The 16,082-nt window shown below is 74.1% G+C and carries 17 protein-coding genes; 10 read left to right on the top strand and 7 right to left on the bottom strand.

All coding sequences use genetic code 11. The features are described from left to right. Position 1: 1 nt before the first annotated feature. The gene (locus ACQPXD_RS40650) at positions 2–1,057 is read left to right on the top strand and encodes an FKBP-type peptidyl-prolyl cis-trans isomerase (RefSeq protein ID WP_432827762.1); all 1,056 of its coding nucleotides are present in this window, start codon (positions 2–4) and stop codon (positions 1,055–1,057) included. Between the two features lie 40 nt (positions 1,058–1,097). Then, on the top strand, positions 1,098–1,880 hold the full coding sequence (locus ACQPXD_RS40645) for an SDR family NAD(P)-dependent oxidoreductase (protein WP_432827760.1): 783 nt from the start codon (positions 1,098–1,100) through the stop codon (positions 1,878–1,880). A 1-nt stretch (position 1,881) separates the two neighbouring features. Here the strand turns inward: ACQPXD_RS40645 and ACQPXD_RS40640 are convergent, their stop codons facing one another. Next, complete coding sequence (locus tag ACQPXD_RS40640) at positions 1,882–3,093, bottom strand: hypothetical protein (protein WP_432827758.1); 1,212 nt, start codon at positions 3,091–3,093, stop codon at positions 1,882–1,884. 67 nt (positions 3,094–3,160) lie between these two features. Between ACQPXD_RS40640 and ACQPXD_RS40635 the strand changes: the two genes are divergently transcribed. Genes ACQPXD_RS40635 through ACQPXD_RS40625 form a run of 3 tightly spaced genes read left to right on the top strand, consistent with a single transcriptional unit; the run spans position 3,161 to position 5,402 of the window. Next, positions 3,161–4,930 (top strand): thiamine pyrophosphate-dependent enzyme, encoded by a 1,770-nt coding sequence (locus ACQPXD_RS40635; RefSeq protein WP_432827756.1) that lies wholly within the window; start codon positions 3,161–3,163, stop codon positions 4,928–4,930. Positions 4,931–4,934: 4 nt separating this feature from the next. Next, a complete protein-coding gene (locus ACQPXD_RS40630) occupies positions 4,935–5,192 on the top strand; it encodes a hypothetical protein (protein WP_432827754.1) in 258 nt (85 codons plus the stop codon). 12 nt (positions 5,193–5,204) lie between these two features. After that, positions 5,205–5,402 carry a hypothetical protein gene (locus ACQPXD_RS40625; protein ID WP_432827752.1) on the top strand — a complete coding sequence of 66 codons (198 nt, stop codon included), beginning with the start codon at positions 5,205–5,207 and terminating at the stop codon, positions 5,400–5,402. A 306-nt stretch (positions 5,403–5,708) separates the two neighbouring features. Here the strand turns inward: ACQPXD_RS40625 and ACQPXD_RS40620 are convergent, their stop codons facing one another. Beyond that, on the bottom strand, positions 5,709–6,044 hold the full coding sequence (locus tag ACQPXD_RS40620; RefSeq protein ID WP_432827750.1) for a hypothetical protein: 336 nt from the start codon (positions 6,042–6,044) through the stop codon (positions 5,709–5,711). Positions 6,045–6,127: 83 nt separating this feature from the next. Between ACQPXD_RS40620 and ACQPXD_RS40615 the strand changes: the two genes are divergently transcribed. Next, a complete protein-coding gene (locus tag ACQPXD_RS40615; RefSeq protein WP_432827748.1) occupies positions 6,128–6,448 on the top strand; it encodes a DUF952 domain-containing protein in 321 nt (106 codons plus the stop codon). Here ACQPXD_RS40615 and ACQPXD_RS40610 read toward each other — a convergent pair. From ACQPXD_RS40610 to ACQPXD_RS40590, 5 genes are all read right to left on the bottom strand, one after another. Next, the gene (locus ACQPXD_RS40610) at positions 6,376–6,720 is read right to left on the bottom strand and encodes a hypothetical protein (protein WP_432827746.1); all 345 of its coding nucleotides are present in this window, start codon (positions 6,718–6,720) and stop codon (positions 6,376–6,378) included. The genes ACQPXD_RS40615 and ACQPXD_RS40610 overlap by 73 nt on opposite strands. A gap of 38 nt (positions 6,721–6,758) precedes the next feature. Further along, positions 6,759–8,195 (bottom strand): ricin-type beta-trefoil lectin domain protein, encoded by a 1,437-nt coding sequence (locus ACQPXD_RS40605; protein ID WP_432827744.1) that lies wholly within the window; start codon positions 8,193–8,195, stop codon positions 6,759–6,761. 775 nt (positions 8,196–8,970) lie between these two features. Continuing rightward, entirely contained in the window at positions 8,971–9,924 is a 954-nt protein-coding gene (locus ACQPXD_RS40600; RefSeq protein WP_432827742.1) for a DUF5996 family protein, read from the bottom strand. A gap of 60 nt (positions 9,925–9,984) precedes the next feature. After that, on the bottom strand, positions 9,985–10,494 hold the full coding sequence (locus tag ACQPXD_RS40595) for a GNAT family N-acetyltransferase (protein WP_432827740.1): 510 nt from the start codon (positions 10,492–10,494) through the stop codon (positions 9,985–9,987). A gap of 134 nt (positions 10,495–10,628) precedes the next feature. Continuing rightward, complete coding sequence (locus tag ACQPXD_RS40590; protein ID WP_432827738.1) at positions 10,629–11,636, bottom strand: LLM class flavin-dependent oxidoreductase; 1,008 nt, start codon at positions 11,634–11,636, stop codon at positions 10,629–10,631. A 52-nt stretch (positions 11,637–11,688) separates the two neighbouring features. On the opposite strand from ACQPXD_RS40590, the gene ACQPXD_RS40585 reads away from it, so the two are divergent. The 4 genes from ACQPXD_RS40585 to ACQPXD_RS40570 are packed head-to-tail and all read left to right on the top strand — an operon-like array spanning position 11,689 to position 16,054. After that, positions 11,689–12,186 (top strand): hypothetical protein, encoded by a 498-nt coding sequence (locus ACQPXD_RS40585; RefSeq protein WP_432827736.1) that lies wholly within the window; start codon positions 11,689–11,691, stop codon positions 12,184–12,186. 50 nt (positions 12,187–12,236) lie between these two features. Beyond that, complete coding sequence (locus ACQPXD_RS40580) at positions 12,237–13,367, top strand: amidase family protein (RefSeq protein ID WP_432827734.1); 1,131 nt, start codon at positions 12,237–12,239, stop codon at positions 13,365–13,367. Next, positions 13,364–13,939, top strand: a complete 576-nt coding sequence (locus tag ACQPXD_RS40575) for a helix-turn-helix domain-containing protein (protein WP_432827732.1) — start codon at positions 13,364–13,366, stop codon at positions 13,937–13,939. Before ACQPXD_RS40580 ends, ACQPXD_RS40575 begins: the two co-directional genes overlap by 4 nt. Before the next feature lie 9 nt (positions 13,940–13,948). Then, a complete protein-coding gene (locus ACQPXD_RS40570) occupies positions 13,949–16,054 on the top strand; it encodes a hypothetical protein (protein ID WP_432827730.1) in 2,106 nt (701 codons plus the stop codon). The last annotated feature ends 28 nt before the right edge of the window (positions 16,055–16,082 follow it).

Raw genomic sequence — 16,082 nt, 5'->3', positions numbered from 1 at the left:
TGTGAGCGATCGGGGCAGGAACCGCCGCCCGGCAAGGTCGACCAAGGCCACCCCGCCGAAGGCGGCGCCGGCCGAGCCGGACGCCACCACCACGGAAGAGCAGGACGCGCCGCCCGCCGAGGTTTCCACCGAGCCCGCCGCCGAGACGACCGAGGTCGCGGCCACCGAAGAGCCCGCCACCGAGGCGCCGGCCGCCGACGAGACCGAGGCCGAGGCTGTCGCCGAACCGGACGAAACCGCTGAAGTGGACGAAACCGCCGAGGCTGACGAAACCACCGCGACGGATGCCGAGGAGGCCGCGGAAGCCGAAAGCTCGGACGAAACGGCCAAGTCGGACGATACGGAACCTGCGGAGAAGCCCGAAAAGGCGGACAAGCCGAAGGCGAAGACCAAGGCGCCCGCCCCGCTGACCAAGGCCGAGAAGCGCGCCGCCGCCCGGGTCGCCGCCCGCAAGGCCGCCCGCCGGCGCCGCACCGGCCAGGCGATCGCCGGCACGATCATCGTCCTGCTCGCCGTCGGCGGCGCCTTCGCCGGCGTGTGGTATTTCGGCGACCGCGCCGAGAAGCAGAAGACGATGTGCAAGAAGTCGGACGAGTCGAGCTACCCGCCCATGCTCGGCGGCTTCGACAAGCGGCTCGCCGACGAGCCCAAGGCCGAGGCCGGCAAGGAGGCGAAGGTCGGCTCGCTCACCAAGGACGTGGTCATCCAGGGCAACTGCAAGACGGTGAAGGCCGGCGACACGGTCGTGGTGAACTACGTCGGCCTGACCTACAAGGACGGCAAGGTCTTCGACTCGTCCTGGCAGCGCAAGCAGACCTTCCCGGTGCAGGTCGGCATGCTGGAGCAGAGCCAGCAGCCCCAGGTCATCGAGGGCTGGGACCGCGGCCTGGTCGGGCTGAAGGTCGGCAGCCGGGTCATCCTGGACGTCCCGGCCAAGCAGGCCTACGGCGACCCGGCGCCGCAGGGCTACCCCAACGGCGACCTGCGCTTCTACGTCGACATCCTGGACATCCAGGCCGCCGACGCGGGCGGCGGGCTGACCGTCCCCGGCAACTGACGAACGATCGCCGCCCCGGGCGCGCGGTAGCGTTCGGGGCATGAGCGACGTACTGCTGACCGGCGCCACGTCGGGGCTGGGCCGCTGGCTCGCGCCCCGGCTCGGGGCGGCCGGGCTGACCGTCCTGCTGCACGGCCGGGACCCCGAGAAGGTCGAGCGCGGCGTGGCGGAGGTCGCGGCGGCCGGCGGCAAGGCCGAGGGCTTCGTGGCCGACCTGGCCCGCCGCGCCGACGTCGACCGGCTCGCCGCCGAGGTGGCCGGCCGGGAGCTGACCGCGCTGGTCAACAACGCCGGCGTCGGCTTCGGCGCGCCCGGCACCGGCCGGGAGCTCTCGCCCGACGGCTACGAGCTGCGCTGGGCGGTCAACCTGCTCGCCCCGGTCTGGCTCACCACGGCGCTGCTGCCCACGCTGAAGGCCAACGCGCCGGCGAGGGTGGTCAACGTCGGCTCGCTGGGCCAGGCGCCGATCGACTTCGCCGACCCGCAGCTGGAGCGGCACTACGACGGCATCACCGCGTACCGCCGGGCCAAGCTCGCCCTGGCCGCGTGGACCTTCGATCTCGCCGAGGAGCTCGCGGGCACCGGGGTCACCGCCAACTGCCTGCACCCGGCCACGTTCATGGACACCGAGATGGTGCGGGTGGCCGGGCAGGCGCCGTACACCACCGTCGAGCAGGGCGGCGCGGCGACGCTGCGGCTGATCCTCGACGAGACCCGGACCGGGCTGTTCTTCGACGGGCAGCGGGTCGCCGAGCCCCACCGCGACGCCCGCGACCCGCGGGTGCGGGCCCGGCTGCGGGAGGTGCTGCGCGCCGAGGCGTGAGCTAAGGCCGGGTGGCGACGTTGCGCAGCCGCTCGACCACGCCCGGGTGGGGCCACTCGCGCAGCCGGAAGCGCTCCGGCACCAGGTCCGGTTCGGGCTCCAGGTCGACCTCGCGGGCGACGGCGTCCCAGGCCACGAAGAACGGGTCGGCGCCGTCGGACGCCAACGCCACGTAGTCGGCCCGCGGCAGCAGCGTGTCGACGCCGTCGGCCCAGCTCGCGACCGTGAACACCGATCCGTCCGGCCGCTGCGCGACCGTGCACGCGGCCACGAACGCCTCGGAGATCAGGTGCCGGGCCTGCGCGCCGTACTCGGCGGACGCCGCCAGCACCTCCGTGCGGTGCGTCAGCTCGTACATCGGGTCGCCCGGCGGGGCCAGATACGGCACCACGGCCCCGGTGTCGTCGACGGTGAACGCCATCGGCGTGATCGGCCGGGCGGCCTCCCGATACTCGGTCTCGACCAGCTCGAACAGCTTGCCCATGCCGTCGGGCGTGTCGCCGGCGCCGAGCGTCACCAGCAGCGCGCCGGTCGTGTCCGGCACGAACATCAGCGGCCGGCCGCCGAGCCGGAGCCGCTGGCCGGCGAGCCAGCCGTCGACGAACAGGTGCGAGGCCCAGTAGGCGTCGCCGGTCTCGACCATCCGGATCAGCGCCCGCGGGCCGGGCATGTCACCCGGGTCGTCCGCGCCGGCGGTCCGGGCGGCGAGCTCGTCCATGTTGCGCCGGGCCCGGTCGAACACCGTGCTCTCCGGGACGCCCCACTCCTGGGCCTGCTTCCCCGTCACGTACATGATCGACGTGGGCTGGTCGACCACCACGAACTCGGCCACGTAGGGCCACGCCGGGCGGCGCAGCGGCCGCGGCGCCGTGCCCTGCACCCCCATGCCGAAGGTCACCGTGCGCAGCAGCGGCCGCAGCAGCGGGGCCACGTCCGTCCAGCTCGACGGCGCGCCCGGGTTGTAGATGACCGCCTCCAGGAACGCCGCGATGCGCTCCCGGCGCTCGGCCCGGCCGGTCCGCTCGCACTCGCGGTAGAGGTTGCCGAGGTAGGCGATCGCCGGCGAGGTGGCGGCAGGGTCCCGGCGTACCTCGATGGCGAACTGTTCCGGCAGGTATCGCGCCTGCGCCACGCCCGCGTCACGCATCGCGGTGAGCACCCGGCGGGCGAAGCGGTCGTGCGGCGTGCCGCGGAGCCGGTCCAGCAGTCCCATGTGGCTGCACGGTACCGGATCGGGGCCGGGGAGGTTTGGATGCGCCCGATGCGGCAAAGCGACGGACATGGGGAAGCAGACCGTAGGCGAAGCGATCATCGGGCGGCTGGCCGACTGGGGCGTCGACACCGTGTTCGGCCTCCCGGGCGACGGCATCAACGGATTGATGGAGGGGCTGCGGCGCAACGCGGACCGGGTGCGGTTCGTGCTCGTGCACCACGAGGAGGCGGCCGCCTTCATGGCCGTGGCGCACGCCAAGGCGACCGGCCGGCTCGGCGTCTGCGTGGCGACGTCCGGCCCGGGCGGCATCCACCTGGCCAACGGGCTCTACGACGCCAAGCTCGACCACGCGCCGGTGCTCGCGATCACCGGCATGCAGGAGTCCGGCGTGCTCGGCACCGCCTATCAGCAAGAGGTACACCTGGATCGGCTCTTCTCGGACGTCGCCGGCTACAACGAGCCGATCGTCAACCCGGCCCAGGTGCCCGCGCTCGTCGACATCGCGGTGCGCCACGCGCTGGCCCGCCGCGGCGTGTCCCACCTGACCATTCCCAACGACGTGCAGGTCGCCCCGGCCGGGCACAGCCCCTTCGAGGACGTCTCGCCGGTCCGCGCGCCGGCGACCGCGCCGGTGTGGGTGCCGGCGCCGGTCCGCCCGGCCGACGACGACCTGCAGGCCGCCGCCGACGTGCTCAACGCCGCCGAGCGCCCGGCGATCCTGGCCGGCGTCGGCGCCCGCGGGGCCGGCGCGCTGGTCGAGCTCACCGCCGACGTGCTCGCCGCGCCGATCGTCAAGTCGCTGATGGGCAAGATGGTCGTGCCCGACGACTCGCCGTTCTCGCTCGGCGGGCTCGGGCTGCTCGGCACGGCGCCGAGCGAGGACCTCATGGACGAATGCGACGTGCTGCTCATGGTGGGCACGAACTTCCCGTACACGAAGTTCCTGCCCGAACCCGGGCAGGCGCACGTGGTACAGATCGAGGCCGAGCCGGCCCGGGCCGGCACCCGCATCCCGACCGACGTGCCGCTCGTCGGCGACGCCGCGGCCACCCTGGAGTCGCTGCTGCCCCGGCTGCGCCGCCGGGAGGACCGCCGGCACCTGCGCAAGTACCAGGAGAAGATGCGCGACTGGCGCGATCGGATGGCGACCCTGGAGGACCCCGGGCGCAGCCCGATCGCGCCGCAGTACCTCGCCGCGGCGCTGGACCGGGCCGCCGCCCCGGACGCGATCCTGTGCTGCGACTCCGGCACCGTGGCCACCTGGGCCGCCCGGCACTGGCAGATCGTCGGCCGGCGCGAGTTCTACCTGTCCGGGACCCTCGCCACCATGGCACCCGGGCTGCCCTACGCGATCGCGCTGCAGCACGAGTACCCCGGCCGGCAGTGCATCGCGTTCGTCGGCGACGGCGGGTTCGCCATGCTCATGGCCGAGTTCCACACCGCCGCCCGGCACCACCTGCCGATCAAGGTCGTGGTGAACAACAACAACGCGCTCGGCATGATCGTCTGGGAGCAGATGGTGCTGGGCCTGCCGGAGTACGGCGTCCGCTTCGGCGAGCCCGCGCCCGACTACGCCGCCTGGGCCCGCGGCTGCGGCGGCTTCGGCGCCCGGGTCGGCGAGCCGGCCAACCTCGAGGGCGCGCTGCGCGAGGCGCTCGCCTTCGACGGGCCGGCGCTGGTCGACGTCGCCGTCGACGCCAACGAGCCGCCCATGCCGGCGAAGGTCACCTACCAGCAGGCGACCCGCTTCGCCCAGGCGTTCCTCAAGGGCCAGCCGCACAAGGCCGCCATCGCCACCACGATCCTGCAGGACAAGATCACGCAGCTGAAGGGATGAACCCATGCGCGCCCAGCCCCGGGGAGCCCGCGGCACCTTCGGGCACCCGTACAGCGCCCTGAACCTCCGCCTGGTGCTGGCCCTGTTCGGGCTCGTCGTCGGCGTCGCGCTCGGCACGCTCGCGCTGGCCGCCGGGCTCACCTGGCTGGCGGTCCTGCTGTTCCTGCTGGCCGCGACCGCCCTGGTCGACGCGGTGGTGGTCGAGCTGCGCCGCCGTGCCCGCGCCCGGGAGGGCGGCGGCCACGGCTCGCTCTTCGAGTGAGGCCCGGGCAAGATGATCGCCTTCCACGGCTCCAGCACCGCCGCCGAGATGCACATCCCCTTGCTCGCCATCCGCCCCTGGCGCTTCCTCCTCGAACCGACAAATCCAGACTTCTGCGAAGTCCGGATTTGTTGGTTATTTCATAATAAACGGCGATTCACCGGCAACTGCACCCTTAGCCCGGCACCGCAGCGCGAAAAGTCTCCGTGATCATGCCCGCCGCAACTCCGTCAACCCGGCTTTCGCATGATCGCGGAGACATACGGTACCCAGGCGTACATTTTGGCTCCACGATCATGAAAAACCCGTGGTGCACACCGCTCACCTGCATGATCACGGAGACTTTCTGCCGCGCAACGCCTCGCCGGGCCCCGGCACCGGGCATTGACAGTTGCTCGGCGAAGGGGCGTCGCACGCTGAAGGCCGAACCCGCAGCCGACCGCGGGGGCGCGAGCCGGAACGGCGGCCGACCGCGGGGGCGCGAGCCGGAAAGGGCGTCGCAACGCTGGGCCGGGCCTATGGCGCTCGATGGGTGCCGGCGCGGCGGACCGAGCGGTACCACAGCCGCGAACGGGCGACGCCCATCGACACCCCGCCGGGAATGCGCAGCCCGCCGAGCCCGGCCACGCCGCCGACCAGCACCACGCCGCCGATCGCCAGCAGCCCGGAGCCGGCCAGCAGGTACGCCGTGCGGTGGTGTTCGGCCGGCGGTTCGGCCGGCCCGCGCGGTTCGGTCGTCGCCTGGGACCGCGCCACCATCGGCGGATGCGGCTCCCGGGCCGCCTGTGCCGCGCTCAGCGTGCCCACCACCAGCGCCGCCCCGGCGACGCATTGCCATGTCCTCGTTCTCATCGCGGGGCACGCTAGGCGCCGCCCGGGTGACGGGGCCAAGCCCGCCGGCCACCCGGCCGGGGTGAACCTGCGACAGTGCTCGGGTGCCGATCTACAAGATTCTGCTGCCGGCCGAGTGGGCCGACTTCGAGGCCGCCGGCGTCTTCGCGGGCTCGCCGCTGGACCGCGCGGACGGTTTCGTCCACCTCTCCACCGCCGAGCAGGTGGCCCTGACCGCCCGGCGGTACTTCGCCGGCGCGGGCGAACTCGTCGTCCTCGCCGTCGACCCGGCGCCGTTCGGCGCCGCGCTGCGGTGGGAGCCCAGCCCCTCCGGCGGCGTCTTCCCGCACCTCTACGCGCCGCTGCCCCGCTCGGCCGTGCTCGAGGTGCACCGCTTCCCCGGTGCCGACGCGGTCACCGTCTGAGGATCGCGACCGCGCCGGGCCGCGGCCAGCAGCGCGGTGCCGGCGCCCCGGCCCCGCTCGGTCGCGTCGAGGGTCACGACCTCCAGGCCGGCCGGGCCGGTGTCGTAGGTCAGCAGCCCGGCCCGCCGGCCGTCCGCCCCGGCGACGAGCGCCGGCAGCGCGGCCGCGTCGCGGAGCCGCCCACCGACCACGACCCGGGTCTCGGCCCAGCTCGCGACGAGCACGCCGCGGATCCAGTCGCGGTCGTGGCCGGTGGCGGCGCGCACGATCACGCCCGGACCATACCGCGGCCCGGGCGCGATCCCGGGCCTCAGCCCTTGTACTGCGCGAACGTCCGGGTGAAGTCCCAGTTGCTCTGGCTCACCCCGGAGCAGGTGTCGTCGTTCGGGTAGCCGCCGGGGCACGGCCGGTCGCGGTTCTGCGACCAGTACGTCAGGCGCGCGATCTTGTGCGCCTGCGCGTAGGCCACGATCGTCTGGAAGTCGGCCACGGTCACGTGGGCGTTCTCGTCGGTGATGCCGTTCATCGAGGAGATGCCGACGTGCTTGTAGGCGGTGGCGTCGTCCCAGCCGTAGGCGGTCTTGAGCCGGTTCTTCAGCCCGTCCGCCGCCTGGGTGGTCAGCTGACCCTGGTTGCCGGTGGTGTTGCCCCAGTCGAAGGTCATGATGCCCCAGCCGTCGATGACCAGGCCGGCCGACGCGGCGCGGTTGATCAGCGAGCTGTCCGGGCCGCCGGTGCCGCTGCCGAGCGTGATGTAGATGGTGATGCCCGGGTTGTTGGCCTTGATGGTCTTCAGCGCGTCGACCGTCTTCTGCTGGTCGTTGCTGTCGTTGTACGGCGTGCCCTCGATGTCGATGTCGATCGCCTTGAGGCTCAGCGCCGTGATGACCTTCTGGTAGGCCGCGGCGAGCGCGGACGCGCTCGAGCAGTAGTGCTCCAGCCACGGGCCGCTCGCCCCGCCGAAGGACACCACCACGTCACCGCCGTTGTTGCGGATCGAGGTGATCGTCGACTGGTCGACGCCGCCGGTCAGCGCCCGGCTGCCGTCCCACAACGGGTTGCAGTTGCCGTTGTTGAGCATGAACGCCATGGTGAACCACTTGACGCCGGTCGCGTTCATGACGGTGACCGGGTTCGGCGGGCTGCCCCAGCCCTCGTAGAGGTAGGGCGCGACCGCCTTGGCGCCCGGGCCGCCGGCCGGCGGGGTGGTGGTCGGCGGCGGGGTGGTGCCGCCGCCGGTCGGCAGCGTCCACAGCTGGTTGGCCGAGCCGTAGCAGGTCCAGATCTGCAGCCGGGTGCCGTCGGCCGAGCTGGGGCCGGTGGCGTCGAGGCACTTGCCGGAGCCGGTGTTGACCAGCTGGCCGTTGCTGACCGTCCACTTCTGCGCGTTGGTGCCGTTGCAGTCGTAGAGCTGGATCTGGGTACCGTTGGCGGTGCCGGCGGCGGCCACGTCGAGGCACTTGCCGAGGGCCTGGATGGAGTTGTCGGAGTTGCCGACCGTCCACTGCTGCGCGTTGGTGCCGTTGCAGGTGTAGAGCTGCACGGCGGTACCGTTGGCCGAGCTGGCGGCGGCCACGTCGACGCACTTGCTGCCGTAGCCGACGATGGGTCCGCTGGTCGCCGCGAAGGCGGAGTTGATGCCGACCACGCCGCCGGCGACGACGACGCCGGTCACCATGGCGATGAGCGCCCAGCGGCGCCGCCGCGACGTGCGCGCCCGCGGCCGGCGTTCGGATTCTTGCGACACGCTGTGCCTCCTCTGCCGAGCCGGGAGCGGCCGGCAACGGCATGGCTGGGGGGATGGTTGACCGCCGGCCACCCGCGGTACCCCCGAACCGCCGATGACCTACGGCGCCAGCAAGTATCGATGTCTCTGAACTGTTTGGCAACCTTCTTAACAGTTCTTTGAGACTCGGCGTCAGTCTCTGTTGAGGCTCGGCGCCGGGCTCGGCCGCGGCCCGCACGGAACGTGGAGCGGCACTCGCTCGCCGTCACCCGAATGATCCAGCGGAACTGGACGCTGGCCGTATGTCTCCGTGATCATGACGCGTGCGGCGGGGCGGGTGCGGTCGGCGATCACGTCTCACCTGTCGGGCGCCGCGCGCCGCGGGGCACGGCGCAGCGACCGGAAGTCTCCGTGATCATGCGCACCCGGCACCGACACCAACGGTTTTTCATGATCCCGGAGTGGTGATGTACCCCCGTGTACCGAAAGGTTCCGGGATCATGAAAAACCCGGTGTGCGGTCGCCGCGGACAGCATGATCACGGAGACATACGTCCGGCCCGGCCGCGCGGATCGGCGGTTGCGCCCGGGGACGTCCGCACTGTCGCCGATGACCGCTTGTGCCCCACCGGCGGCCACCGACATCCAGCCCGCGGCGGCCGCCTGACATCAACCAGCGCCGCGCTGTGCTCCGCGGCGTGTGTGCGACCCGCATCGCGGATCGCGGTCGTCGGCGGGCATGGCGGCGCTGGTGGTGCCGGGTTCGCGGGGGGCGGATCTTCGGCCGCCCACGCAGGTCAGGTCTCCGACAGTGCCCGGCGCCGGCTGGGCGGCATCGGCGGGGCCCATTCGAGCACGTCGCGCGGCCAGTGCTGGAGCCGGGCGCCGGCCTCGTAGGTGCTCTGGGCGAAGTCGAGGATCGCCCGGTGCGGGTCGTCGGCCCGCCGGACCTCGTCGTAGCTCAGCACGAACTCGCCGAGCCCGGCGTCGAAGTGCGCCGGCGCCGGGCCGACCCGCTGCTCGCGCATCCCGGGCGGCTCCGGGTACGTGTAGGAGTAGAAGACCGGCTGCTCGACGCGCTCGCCGTTGAGCCAGGTCCCGCCGGGCCAGAAGCCGAGCGAGCTCTGCTCGGCGGTGTAGCTCAGCCGGGTGATGATGTCGGCGCCCGGCGGCGGGTCGGTGGGCCGGCCGGAGTAGCGGGTGGTGGCGAGGTCGAAGGAGCCCCAGTAGAACTGCACCGGGCTGGCCTTGCCGGTGAAGCGGGCCCGGAACTGGTCCAGCACTCCCTCGACCTGGCACAGCACGTGCCAGTACCGCTCGGCCTGTGCCGGGTCGTAGGTCGCGTGCACGGTGTCCTCGTCGAACGGGATCGGGTCGGTCACCTCGACCGGCCGGGTCCAGATCGGCACGTGCAGCCCGAGGTCGTCCAGCGCCGCCATGGTGCCGGCGTAGAAGTCGCGCACCGGGCCGCCGAGCGCGACGGTGCGCCGCTCGCCGCGGTCGGTGTCGATGCGCAGCTCGTGGTCGACGAGGTCGAGGTGCATCTCGAAGGTACGGTCACCGTACGGTATGGCCGCGGTCCGCAGTCCCTTCGCGGACAGTTCCAGCGCGACCTGCCACCAGTGGTTCGTCATCGGCCGCAGGGCCAGCGCGACCTTGCCGATGATCTGGGTGTACATGTGCAGCGTGTCGTATGTCGGCTCCCAATCGGCGACCGGGAGGGCCGGCCAGCGCTGCGGCTGAGTGGTCATTTCCGCCCCCAAGCGTCGGCTGTCAGCCCACGCTGCCCGCCGGCGGGCCGATCATGCGCCTCAGCGGTCGCTGCGCAGCTTGCCGTAGACGAGGATGTTGTGCCAGCCGCCGTCGCGGAAGTCGGCGTTGCGCAGGGTGCCCTCGTTGACGAAGCCGACCTTCTCCAGCGCCTTCTGCTCGGCGATGTTCTCGGGCTGGACGCGGGCCTCGATGCGCTGGGCCGGGGAGCTGGCGAACAGGTAGTCGCACAGCAGTTGCTGGGCGCGCCAGCCGACGCCGCGGCCGCGCCACTCCGGCAGCAGCACGATGCCGACGCCCCAGTACTGCGCCAGGCCCGAGCCGATCGACGACCAGCCCACGTAACCGGCCGCGGTCTCGTCGGCCTCGATCATGAGCCGGCCGTCGTCGGCGCCGAGGTAGCCGTCCTGCGCGAAGCGGCGGGCCGGGCCGTTGGGCTCCTGGTAGCCGGTCCAGGCCGCGCCGGCCAGGCCGGGCTCGGTCGCGAACCGCCGGAACATCGCCAGGTCACCCTCGAGCACCGGCCGCAGCCGCACCCACGTCTTGTTCACGTGCGCCCCCACCTCGCCTCGGCCACAAGATCGTCCGCCATCTTCGCTGAAGACCGCCGTGTCCGCCATCCGGCGTAACGTCCGTAATCGGGAGACGGTACCGTCCCGGGCCAAGGCCGTCGATGTCTAGGGGGTCAGCTCCCCGGCTTGTGCAGCGACGGGGCCACCTCGTCGCGGATGAGCTCGAACGAGCGGGCGCGCGCCTCCAGGTCGTACACCATGCAGGTGAGCATGAACTCGTCGGCCTGGGTGGCCTCGAGCAGCTCGCTCAGCTGCTTGCGGACCGTCTCCGGGGAGCCCAGCGCCTGCCCCTCGCGCCGGGACAGCACGAACTCCCGCTCCCGCTCGCTGTAGGGATAGGCGGCCGCCTCCTCGGGCGTGGCCAGCGGCTCGGGCCGCCCGGAGCGCAGCCGCAGGAACGACAGCGCGCTCGGGCCGGACAGGAACTCGGCCTCCTCGTCGGTGGGCGCGGCGATCGCGCTGACCGCGACCATCGCATACGGCTCGGACAGCCACTGCGACGGGCGGAAGTGCTGGCGGTAGAGGGCCAGCGCGGGCAGCGTGTTCTGCGCGCTGAAGTGGTGCGCGAACGCGAACGGCAGGCCCAGCACCCCGGCCAGCTGGGCGCTGAAGCCGCTGGAGCCGAGCAGCCACACCTCGGGCTTGTCGCCCTTGCCGGGCGAGGCGAGGATGCGGGTGCCGCCTTCGAAGTACGCGATGAGGTCCTGCAGCTCCTGCGGGAAGTTCTCCGCCGACAGCCCCTCCATCGTGCGGCGCAGGGCCAGGGCGGTGTACTGGTCGGTGCCGGGCGCCCGGCCGATACCCAGGTCGATGCGGCCCGGGTGCAGCGCCTCCAGGGTGCCGAACTGCTCGGCCACCACCAGCGGCGCGTGGTTGGGCAGCATCACCCCGCCGGAGCCGACCCGGATGGTGGACGTGGCGGCCGCCAGGTGCGCGAGCAGGACGGCCGGCGTCGAGCTCGCGATCGCGGGCATGTTGTGGTGCTCGGCGACCCAGAAGCGTCGGTATCCGAGCCGCTCGACCCGCCGGGCCAGCTCGGTCGTGTGGCGCAGTGCCTCGCCGTTGGACCCGTTGACCGCGACGGGTGCGACGTCGAGCACGGAAAGTGGAAGTTCACTCACAGACCTTGGTCAACACCGCGCCCAGCGCGGGTATTCCCGTAGCGTGGCCGACATGCCGTACGTCTACGAGGTGGTCCTCGGCGACCGCGTCCGCCACCTCGTGTCGCCGCTCACCCCGGACGAGGTGTCCGCGCACGGGCTGTTCACCGAGGCGGTGTACGGCCTGCTGGCCCTCGGTGTGCCGGCGCTCGAGGGCATGCCGCCGGACCACTTCGAGGAGAATCCGGCGTTCGTGCGGTTCCTGCACGAGACGATCGCCGACGACGTGTTCGGCGTGGCCGCGGTGCGCGAGCAGGCGGCCGGGATCGGGGAGGGCTGGCTCTACATCCTCGACGGCCGCACCCCGGATCCGGCCGGCTCGGTGCCGCCCGAGGACGTGCTGGGCGCGGTCCGGGTGCGCGACGGCGCGCCGGTGCCGGTGTCCTACCGGCCGAACGAGCATCACCGCGTGTACACCTCGGCGGGCTTCCTGCAACTGCCCGAGGAGCTGGACATGGCGCTGCGAAAGCGCCTGCTCGCCCTGAGCGATGGACTGGAACTAGGATCCTAGGAAGCCGTCGGCGGGGCGTGGGCGGGATCGCCAGGCAGTACCCTCTCAACGTGACAGCTGACCCCACCGTCTGGCGGGTCAACGGCATGCCGCTGGCGCCGGCCACCGGACGCGGCCCGCTGGACGGGCTCCGCGTGGCGGTGAAGGACCTCTTCGCCGTGACCGGGTTCGCGGTCGGCGGCGGCAACCCGGCCTGGCTGGCCGAGGCGCTGCCGGCCGCCGAGGACGCCCCGGCGGTGGCCCGGCTGCGCGCCGCGGGCGCCGTCGTGCAGGGCATCGCGCACACCGACGAGCTGGCGTATTCGCTGTCGGGCATCAACGCGCACTACGGCACCCCGCCGAACCCGGCCGCGCCCGGCCTGGTCACCGGCGGCTCGTCCAGCGGCCCGGCCTCGGCCGTGGCGAGCGGCCACGCCGACGTCGGGCTCGGCACCGACACCGGCGGCTCGATCCGGGTGCCGGCCTCCTGCTGCGGGCTGTTCGGCCTGCGGCCGACGCACGGGGCGGTGCCGACCGAGGGCGTGCTGCCCCTCGCCCCGTCGTTCGACACGGTCGGCTGGATCACCCGCGACGCGCGCACCCTGGCGGCGGTGGGCGACGTGCTGCTCCCGCCCGGTCCCGCGCTCGCTCCCCGGCGTTTGTTCTGTCTCGGGGGTACTTCGGGTGCCGCCGCGACGCTCGGCCTGCCGGTGACCGAGGTGACGCTGTCCACCTGGGACGATCCCGACCCGCTGCTGCTGGCCTTCCGCCGGGTCCAGGCCGCCGAGGCGTGGCGCGGGCAGGGCGCCTGGATCGAGGCGCACCCGCGCGCCCTCGCCCCCGACGTCGAGGGCCGGTTCCGCTTCGGCGCCCAGGTCTCGGCCGGCGAGGAGGCCGACGCCCGGGCCCGCATCGCCGCCTGGCGGGCCGAGCTGCTGGAACTGCTCGGCGACGACGCCTGGCTGGCCCTGCCGGCCGGCGGCCCCGGGCACCCGCGCGGGCTCGGCCCGGCCGGCCGCGACGACTGGCGCCGCGACACGCTGCGCTGCGCGGTGCCGGCCAGCGCCTACGGGCTGCCCAGCGTCGCGGTGCCGACCGGCGCCTCCCCGCCGGCCGGCCTCGCCCTGGTCGCCCCGCCCGGCGCCGACCGCGCCCTGCTGGCGCTGGTGGCCGAGCGCCTCGCCGGCGATGTTTCGCGGTGAGCGGCGCCGCGGTGGACGATGAGGAGCTGCTGCGCCGCCTCGGCGGCACGATCCGGGCGCGCCGGCACGGCCTCGGCCTCACGCTGGTGGACCTGGCCGGGCGGGCCGGGCTGAGCCACCCGTTCCTGAGCCAGGTCGAGCGCGGCGTGGCCCGCCCCAGCATGCGCTCCCTGACCGCCCTCGCCGCCGCGCTGGGCACGACCGCCCAGGCCCTGCTGGCCCTGCCCGGCGACGAGCCGGTCTCGGTGGTGCCCGGCGAGCCGTCGCTGCCCAGCGTCGACTCGCCCGGCGGTACCGTCCGCTCGCTCGTCCACGGCGAGCGGCCGATGCTGCCGCTGGAGTTCACCGGCGCCCCGGACGAGTTCGACGAGTACTTCATCCACGCCGGCGACGAGTTCCTCTACGTCGCCGACGGCACGATCGAGGTCGACGTGGAGGGCGCGCTGACCGTCCTGGAGGCCCGCGGCAGCCTCTACTACGAGGGCGGCCTGCGCCACCGCTGGCGGCGCGCCGTGCCCGGCCCGGTCCGGGTGATCCTCGTCCAGCACAACGTCCGGCACGACGCCCGCTAGGTTCGTCGAATGTTGAACGCTCTCGATGCCGTGGACTGGACCCGGCTGCACGGCGCCTACGGCCCGGTGACCGACGCGCCGGCGCTGATCCGCGCGATGGCCGGCCCGGACGCCGAGGCGGCCGCCAAGGCGCGCCGGCTGCTCGCCGGGGCGGTCTGCCACCAGGGCACGACCTACTCGGCGTCCGCGCCGGTCGTGCCGTTCCTCGCCGAGCTGCTCGCCGCCGGCGCCACCCACCACCGGGCCGAGCTCGCCCGGCTGCTCGGCGAGCTGGCCGCCCACGGCAACCAGCGCACGAAGCACGTCGCCGCGGTCCGGGCCGCGGTGACGGCCGAGGCCGACCGCCTGCTGCCGCTGCTCGACGACGCCGACCCGGGCGTGCGTGACGGCGTGGCGTTCGCGCTGTCGCAGTGCCCGAAACGCAAGCGGGACAGCGCCCCGGCCCTGCGCGCCCGCCTCGGCGTGGAGACCGACCCGCAGACGAAGGCGCGCATCCTCGCCGCCGTGGCGTGGCTGGAGCCGGCGTCCGGCCTCGCCGCCGAGGCGCTGTCCGCGGACCAGCCCGCCCCGGTCCGCGCGGCCGCCGCGCTCATCCTCGCCCGCTCCGACCGGCCGTGGTCCGCCGCGGCCACCGAGGCCGTCCGGGCCGGCTGGGCCGATGGTGAGCCGCTGGAGCGGTGCTGGTGGTGGGGCACGGCCGCGAGCCCGCTGCAGGACCTCGTCGCGGCCCTGGGCAAGCGCGGCACCGACTGCGCGGCGGTGCTGGTGATGCTGCTCCAGTCCTCCTCGGCGCCGATCCGGCAGGAGGCGGCGCGGGCGTCGGCCTGGGTGGTGAAGGTACACCGGGCCGCCCGCCCCCTCCTGGTGCCGGTGCTGGCCACCGCGCTCGCCGACCCGTCGGCCGAGGTCGGCGAGCTCGCCGCCACGGCGCTGCACGAGGCCGGCGAGGCCGCCCGCCCGGCCGCCGGCGCGCTCGCCCGATCCGCCACCGTCCCCGCGATCCGCGCCCTGGTCCACCTCGGCGACCCGCGCGGTCCGGCCCTGGTGACCGCCGGCAACGTCCTCGACGTGCTCTCCGGCGTCACCGGCCGCCCGTCCGGCCCGTTCATCGCGTACGACCCGGCGTTCGGGGCGGCCCTGGCGGCCACGGCCCCGGCGGAGAGCTGGGGAAACAGCATCCGGTGGCTGGTCGCCGCCTGGGGCCCGGCCGCCGACGCCGTGGTGCCCCGGCTGCTGGCGGGTGACGGCCTGGCACCGCTGGTCGTGCAGGCGCTCGCCGCGATCGGCCCGGCCGCGGCCGGCGCGCTGCCCCGGCTGCGGACCGCCGCCGACGGCGCCGGCCCCCTCACCGAGCGGTCCCCGTTCCGGGTCCACCACGTCGAGGAGCGCCTCGCCATCCTGCGCATCGGCGGCGACCCCGGCCCGGCGCTCGACGCCGCCCGGGCCGCGCTGGCCAAGCTCCACGACCGCGCGCCGGCCGAGGGCTACCACCACGTCCCGTACGACGACGCCGTCGCCCTGCTCGACGGGCTCGGCGAGCACGCGCGGCCGCTGCTGCCCGAGATCCGCGCGCTGCTCACCGCGCACCGCGACTTCCTCGGCCTGGCCCGGGCGGCGTGGCGGCTGACCGGCGCGGCCGACGAGGTCACCCCGACCGTGCGGCGGGTGCTCGAGCTCGCCGCCGGCGGACTGCGGCAGCGCACCCCGCAGCACCGCGGCGACCAGGCCGCCGATCTGGCCGCGGAGCTCGGCGACCCCGACCTGGTACCGCTGCTCACGCCGCTGCTGGCCGACCCGACCCCGCGGTGCCGGGTGCCCGCCGCCCGGGCCGTCTGGCGGCTGACCGGCCGCGCCGACGGGCTGATCGCGCCGCTGCTCAAGGAGGTCACGCCCCGGCCGCCGGGCTACCGCTGGGCGGCCGCCTTCACGCTCCTGACCGAGATGGGCCCGGCCGCCGCGGCGGCGCTGCCGGAGCTGCGCGGGGTCGCCGAGCATCCGTGGTGCCCGTTCGTCGAGGACTTCGAGCGCTCGCCGATCGGCGGCCTCGGCCACCTCGACGACGCCTTCCTCGCCGCCGCCCGCACCGCCGTCGCGGCCATCGAGCACGGCCAGTAGCTCGCCCCGGGGCGCGGGTTCCTCGTCG

Origin of the sequence: Dactylosporangium sp. CA-092794 (assembly GCF_050948465.1) — a bacterium.
Classification (GTDB): Bacteria; Actinomycetota; Actinomycetes; order Mycobacteriales; family Micromonosporaceae; genus Dactylosporangium.
Note: the sequence above shows the minus strand (reverse complement) of the source record. Positions and strands in the feature narration are given on the sequence as shown.

Coding starts and splice junctions, on each gene's coding strand:
- ACQPXD_RS40585 (WP_432827736.1), top strand. CDS start 11,689: ATGCCGTACGTCTACGAGGTGGTCCTCGGCGACCGCGTCCGCCACCTC.
- ACQPXD_RS40620 (WP_432827750.1), bottom strand. CDS start 6,044: ATGAGAACGAGGACATGGCAATGCGTCGCCGGGGCGGCGCTGGTGGTG.
- ACQPXD_RS40600 (WP_432827742.1), bottom strand. CDS start 9,924: ATGACCACTCAGCCGCAGCGCTGGCCGGCCCTCCCGGTCGCCGATTGG.
- ACQPXD_RS40630 (WP_432827754.1), top strand. CDS start 4,935: ATGCGCGCCCAGCCCCGGGGAGCCCGCGGCACCTTCGGGCACCCGTAC.
- ACQPXD_RS40625 (WP_432827752.1), top strand. CDS start 5,205: ATGATCGCCTTCCACGGCTCCAGCACCGCCGCCGAGATGCACATCCCC.
- ACQPXD_RS40635 (WP_432827756.1), top strand. CDS start 3,161: ATGGGGAAGCAGACCGTAGGCGAAGCGATCATCGGGCGGCTGGCCGAC.
- ACQPXD_RS40570 (WP_432827730.1), top strand. CDS start 13,949: ATGTTGAACGCTCTCGATGCCGTGGACTGGACCCGGCTGCACGGCGCC.
- ACQPXD_RS40640 (WP_432827758.1), bottom strand. CDS start 3,093: ATGGGACTGCTGGACCGGCTCCGCGGCACGCCGCACGACCGCTTCGCC.
- ACQPXD_RS40645 (WP_432827760.1), top strand. CDS start 1,098: ATGAGCGACGTACTGCTGACCGGCGCCACGTCGGGGCTGGGCCGCTGG.